Annotated in this window: 6 protein-coding genes and 2 pseudogenes; 2 read left to right on the top strand and 6 right to left on the bottom strand. The window is 73.9% G+C overall.

What is annotated here, in order from left to right; translation table 11 throughout:
• Positions 1 to 178: 178 nt before the first annotated feature.
• Positions 179 to 661 (bottom strand): DUF2231 domain-containing protein, encoded by a 483-nt coding sequence (locus JNW89_RS26075; RefSeq protein WP_238450940.1) that lies wholly within the window; start codon positions 659 to 661, stop codon positions 179 to 181.
• 195 nt (positions 662 to 856) lie between these two features.
• On the opposite strand from JNW89_RS26075, the gene JNW89_RS26070 reads away from it, so the two are divergent.
• Together JNW89_RS26070 and JNW89_RS26065 are read left to right on the top strand one after the other, a co-directional pair.
• Positions 857 to 1,285, top strand: coding sequence for a Fur family transcriptional regulator (locus JNW89_RS26070; RefSeq protein WP_238450938.1), 429 nt, complete (start codon positions 857 to 859; stop codon positions 1,283 to 1,285).
• Between the two features lie 100 nt (positions 1,286 to 1,385).
• Positions 1,386 to 2,242 (top strand): annotated as a pseudogene (locus tag JNW89_RS26065) (oxygenase MpaB family protein).
• Between the two features lie 447 nt (positions 2,243 to 2,689).
• Here the strand turns inward: JNW89_RS26065 and JNW89_RS26060 are convergent.
• The 5 genes and pseudogenes from JNW89_RS26060 to JNW89_RS26045 form a co-directional block, all read right to left on the bottom strand.
• Positions 2,690 to 3,490, bottom strand: a complete 801-nt coding sequence (locus JNW89_RS26060) for a RecB family exonuclease (protein WP_375155142.1) — start codon at positions 3,488 to 3,490, stop codon at positions 2,690 to 2,692.
• On the bottom strand, positions 3,448 to 3,705 hold the full coding sequence (locus tag JNW89_RS39045; protein WP_375155141.1) for a hypothetical protein: 258 nt from the start codon (positions 3,703 to 3,705) through the stop codon (positions 3,448 to 3,450). Before JNW89_RS39045 ends, JNW89_RS26060 begins: the two co-directional genes overlap by 43 nt.
• 70 nt (positions 3,706 to 3,775) lie before the next feature.
• The gene (locus tag JNW89_RS26055) at positions 3,776 to 4,390 is read right to left on the bottom strand and encodes a MarC family protein (protein ID WP_238450936.1); all 615 of its coding nucleotides are present in this window, start codon (positions 4,388 to 4,390) and stop codon (positions 3,776 to 3,778) included.
• Positions 4,391 to 4,430: 40 nt separating this feature from the next.
• Positions 4,431 to 5,294, bottom strand: a complete 864-nt coding sequence (locus JNW89_RS26050; protein WP_238450942.1) for a PHP domain-containing protein — start codon at positions 5,292 to 5,294, stop codon at positions 4,431 to 4,433.
• A 26-nt stretch (positions 5,295 to 5,320) separates the two neighbouring features.
• Positions 5,321 to 5,574 (bottom strand): annotated as a pseudogene (locus tag JNW89_RS26045) (hypothetical protein); the annotation flags it as partial.

The following is a 5,574-nucleotide window of genomic DNA, read 5'->3' as shown; positions in this document are numbered from 1 at the left end:
GTGCATCTTCAGGCCACGCCGCCGCGGGCGCTGCCGCCGCAGGACATGGAGGCCATGGACGCGGCGGAGCAGCGCGCGCAGCGGGTCACCTACGCCGTCGGCGGGGTGGCCGGGGCGGTGTTGCTGGTGCTGCTCTGCCTGCTCTGCTCCCGGGCGCTCTTCTGAGGCGGACGACCGGTCAGAGGGTGTTGCCCCAGACCGACTGGGCACCCGTGTCGCCGGTCAGCACGACGTAGATCAGCGCGAACACGCCGAGCACCACGATGACGCCGGTGAGCAGCCAGCTGACCCAGGACGGCAGGCGCGGGGTGCGCACCCGGTCGCTGGTCAGCGCCAGCAGCGCCAGCGCCGCCACGGCGAGTCCCACGGTGAGCCAGAGCGTCGTGTCGCCGTACTCGGAATGCTCCTCGATCTTGGCCAGCAACTGGGGCGGGTAGTTCTTGCCCTTCAGGAACTCCTCGAACGCCTCGCCGGACTCGGTTGCCACCCAGGCGATCACCGGTGTCACCACGGAGAGGATCGCCACCGCCCAGGCGAGCCGGGGGCGCCAGCGGGGCACCAGCGCGTACGCGGAGGCGAGCAGTGCCAGCAGCGGGACGAACACCACCGCCGCGTGGATCACCAGGATGTGGCCCGGCAGGCCGTTGATCTCCTTGAACACCGACACCTCCGACGATGGCTGCGGTTGGCCGCGAAAGCGTACGACGATCCATTCGTCGCAGCACGCCCCCGATCGGACACACGCGGTGCCAGCCGATGCGGTTCATCGGCTACGACAACGCTGTTGAGCTGTGGCCGGGGCCACGTGCCGCCGGGTTCACTTGTCGACCCGGTGACCCCGTGCTGTCATTGCCCCATGTCCAGTGGTGAGGAGTTGCTCCGGTCGAGGGGCCTGCGGGTCACCCGGCCGCGCCTCGCCGTCCTGGACGTGCTGGCCGCCGGCGGCCACCTGGAGGTCGACGAGATCACCCGCCGGGTACGCGAACGCCTCGACTCGGTCTCCACCCAGGCGGTGTACGACGTCCTCGGCGCGCTCTCCCGCGCCGGCCTGTCCCGCCGGATCGAGCCCGCCGGCAGTCCCGCCCGCTACGAGGCCCGGGTTGGCGACAACCACCACCACGTGGTGTGCCGGGGCTGCGGCGAGATCGCCGACATCGACTGTGCCGTCGGTGACGCCCCCTGCCTCGACGCGAGCACCGCCCACGGCTTCCAGGTCGACGAGGCGGAAGTGACCTTCTGGGGGCTCTGCCCCACCTGCCAGGCCCGCCGCTCCGCCGACGCCTGACCGGGGTCGCCGCACCCCCGCTCGCCGTCGACGATCACCGTCGTGACCAGGTGAACCGACGAGCCGGTCGCACCCGAGCGTCCCGTGGCACTCTTGGGCGGTGGACTCCGACGACATCGGCCTCTTCGGTCCAGGATCGGTCACCTGGAAGGTGCACGACGAGCCGGTCCTGATCGTCGCCGGCCTGCGCTCCCTCTACCTCCAGGCGCTGCATCCGCGGGCGATGGCCGGCGTGGCGCAGAACAGCAACTACCGCACCGACGCGTGGGGTCGGCTGGTCCGCACCGCCACGTACGTCGGCACCGTCATCTACGGCACCACGGCCGAGGCCGAGGCGGCCGGGCGGCGGCTGCGCGGCCTGCACGCCCGGATGCGCGCCACCGACCCGCTCTCTGGCGAGGAGTTCCGGATCGACGATCCGGCGCTGCTGCGCTGGGTGCACGTCACCGAGGTCGAGTCGTTCGTCAGCACCGCCCGCCGGGCCGGGCTGTCGCTGACCGACGCCGAGGTGGACGGCTACTACGCCGAGCAGCGGCGCGCCGCCGCACTGGTCGGGCTCGACCCGGCCGAGGTGCCCGGCAGCGCCGCCGAGGTCGCCGACTACTACCGGACGGTACGGCCCGAGCTGCGGATGACCAGGGAGGCGGCCGAGACCGCCCTGTTCCTGACCGCGCCGCCGATCCCGTGGAAGCTGAGCCTGCGGCCCGGTTGGGCCTGAGCCTCGGGCCGCCCCGCTGGGCGTACCTCGGGATCGCCGGCACCGCGCTCGGCCTGCTGCCGCCCTGGGCGCTGCGGCTGTACGGCGGCCTGGGCCTGCCCACCACCACGCTCTCGGCCGACCTGGGCGTCCGCGCGCTGCGCCTCGCCCTGGCCGCGCTGCCCCGCGACTGGCGCGAGGGCCCGATGCAGCAGGCGGCCAAGGAACGGGCCGCCCGCCTCGCCGCGACGGTCGCCTGACCTGCGACGGTGATGGTTCGGTCGGTTACCCCGGAGTGTGCGGCCCGGCCCTGACACCGTCCCGCCCGCCGCCCGGAGCGGTCGGCTCGGCATCCCGCAGGCATGGCTGGGGTGACAGAGGGCGCTGACCGCCGGAGTGTGTGCCGGCGGCCCCAGCCGGCACACACCCTGGTGAGCGATATGCCTGAGCGGAATATTTATGCCTGACAGGCATATCGCTCATTCTCAAGTCGTGCGGCACGGGCGTCACTCTGGGTGAATGCAGGACATCTCTCGGGGCGGGCGCCGGATGAGCGCCAACCCGGTGACCAACGGCGGTCGGGTGCCGGGCGGGGTCAGCGTCGGCAGCGTACAGCCGCGACCACCTCGATCGGGGCTGCTGGCCATCGCTCAGGGCCGAGGATCTGCACCCGCCCCGCGACGGGGACACCGGCTCGCTGAAGGTCATCACCACCTCCCGCGGCGGCATCGTGCCGCTGGTGGCCAGGCCTTCCCGCCCTCAGCCCTCGCCGCCCGCGACTGCGGCGGAGTCGGCGCCGGGTGCGGCCGGGCGGTCCATCGCCGCCCACGGCTCACGGCCGGGCACCTGCGCCCCCACCGGGCAGCTGCGGCGGTAGTCGCACCAGCCGCAGCGCGGACCGCCACCGGGGGGAACGCCTCGTCGGGGTCGGCCCCGTCGGCGACGGCCCGCTCGGCGGCCATGATGTCGCGCGCGGTGTCCTCGGCGCGGGTGAGCTGTCGGGTCAGCGACTCGGTGGTGTGGTCGTGCGCGGCCACCGTCCCGGTGGGCAGGTGGTGCAGCTCCACCCGGCGGCACGGCCGGCGGAACGTCCGCTCGGCGGCGTACGCGTACAGCGCCAGCGCCTGCGAGCCCCGCGCGTCGTCGGTGTCCAGCCCGGTGCGGCCGGTCTTGTAGTCGACGATGACCAGCTCGGGCCCGTCCGGCCCGGGTCGCGAGTCGATCCGGTCGGCGCGACCGTTGAAGGCCAGCACCGCGGTCCGGACCGCGACCACCCGCTCCACGCCCAGCGGGTCGGCGCCCGGCTCCAGCGTCTCGACGTACGCCTCCAGCCAGCCGAGCGCCCGCCGGTAGGCCTGCCGCTCCTGCTCGTCGTCGCGGTAGCCCTCGCGCACCCAGGTGCCCTTGAGCAGCCCGGCCAGCGCCTCCGGCCGGCGGCGCTCCGGGGTGAGCGCGTACCAGTTCTTCAGGGCGGTGTGCACGCTGCGCCGAGCGAGTTGTGCGCCCACGGCGGCCCCTTGGGCGGGGCGGGCCGGTCGACGTAGGAGTAGCGGTAGCGGCGGGGGCAGTCCTCGTACGCGCCGAGCTTGCTGGGGGTGCAGACGAAGAGCCGCTCCGGCATGCCCTCGAAGCCCAACTGCTCGGCCTGCTCGGCACGAGGTCGGGGGGGCGCCCGCGGATCGTCCGGCGGAGGAGGCTCGTCGCACGGGTCCGATCCTGCCACCCGGGTCCGACACCGCCACGCCGGCACCGCCGTCGGGGCCGAGCCGTGACCGAGCCGGGGCCGAGCCGGGTCAGGTCATGTTCACGTACTGGGTGACGAACGCGGCGACCGCGTCGGCGATGAGCTGCACGGCGATGGCGGCCAGCAGCAGGCCGGCGATCCGGGTCAGCACCTCGATGCCACCGGGGCGCAGGATCTTGACGATGCCGCCGGAGAAGCGCAGCACGATCCAGACCGCGATCATCACGGCGATGATCGCGGCGGCGATCGCGGAGTAGTCGTCGAGCCCGTCGGCCTGCTGCACGAAGAGCATGGTCGCCACGATGGCGCCCGGACCGGCCAGCAGCGGCGTACCCAGCGGCACCAGCGCGATGTTCGAGGTGACCTGCTGGCTGGGGTCGTCGGCCTTACCGGTCAGCAGTTCCAGCGCGACCAGCACGAGCAGCAGGCCGCCGGCCGCCTGCAACGCCGGCAGGTCCACGTGCAGGTAGTCGAGGAGTGTCTGACCGGCCACCGCGAAGATCACGATCACGCCGAGCGCCAACGCGACCGCCTGCCAGGCGGCCCGGTTGCGGTCGCGTGCGGTCAGCGGCCCGGTCAGGGCGAGGAAGATGGGCATCATGCCCGGCGGGTCGACGATTACCAGCAGGGTCACGAAGACCTCACCGAAGAGCTTGAGATCCACCGGCTAACCGTAGTCGCGCCGCTGTGGACGGAAACGCGGATCAGCCGGAAGCGATTCCGGTCACCCCGGAGGCCGCCGCGACGATCCGCTCGTACGCCTCCGGCGCGGTGGTGTGCGCGCCCAGCCGGACGGTCTTGTGCGTGCCGTGGAAGTCCGACGAGCCGGTCACCAGCAGGCCCAGCTCGGCAGCGAGCGCGCGCACGTGCGCGGCCTCGGCCGGGGAGTGGTCCTCGTGGTCGGCCTCCAGGCCGGCCAGCCCGGCCGCGGCCAGCTCGACGATCAGCTCGTCCGGCACGATCCGGCCCCGTCGGGTCGCCCGCGGGTGGGCGAAGACCGGTACGCCCCCGGCGGCCCGGATCAGCTCCACCGCCCGGAACACGTCCACGTCCTCCTTCGGTAGCCGGTAGCGCTCACCCAGCCAGTCCGACCCGAACGCCTCGGTGGTGGTGGCGACCAGGCCGGCCCGGATGAGCGCCGCGGCGATGTGCGGCCGGCCGACCGTCCCGCCGCCGGCCGCGGCCATGATCTCCGGCCAGCTGATGTCGACCCCGTCGGCGCGCAGCAGCTCGACGATCCGCTCGCCGCGCACCTCGCGGGCGAGCCGCACCCGGGCCAGCTCGGCGACGAGATCCGGGTGGTGCGGGTCGAAGAGGTACGCGAGCAGGTGCAGCGGGACCGCCGGCTCCATCCCGTGCCACCGGCAGGAGATCTCCGCGCCCCGGATCAGGGTGAGACCGGGCGGCAGCGCCCGCACGGCGGCGTCCCAACCGGCGGTGGTGTCGTGGTCGGTGATGGCGACGACGTCCAGCCCGGCGTCGGCGGCGGCGCGGACCAGCTCGGCGGGGCTCAACGTGCCGTCGCTGGCGGTGGAGTGGGTGTGCAGGTCGATCGCCGGACGCGAGATCACGCTCCGACGCTACCGTCCGGCCGTCAGGAGGCGCCGGCCACCACGACCGGGCGCTCGCCGGAGGTGACCCCGCTCAGCATCGTCGTGGAGGCGCGTCCCCCGGCCAGCACCTTGTCGGGGTCGACCCGCGCCAGCGCCCCGCCCCGGTCGACGTAGGGCGGCCACCGTGGCGCCGTTCCACGCCACCTCGCCGCTGATCGTCGGGCCGGCGGCCCGGGCGGCGTGGCCCGGGTTCGGGGGCCGGTGAGGTCGACCAGGAGCGCGCCGTCCGTCCCGC

The organism is Micromonospora sp. 4G55 (assembly GCF_016803375.1).
Note: the sequence above shows the minus strand (reverse complement) of the source record. Positions and strands in the feature narration are given on the sequence as shown.

Coding starts and splice junctions, on each gene's coding strand:
- JNW89_RS26070 (WP_238450938.1), top strand. CDS start 857: ATGTCCAGTGGTGAGGAGTTGCTCCGGTCGAGGGGCCTGCGGGTCACC.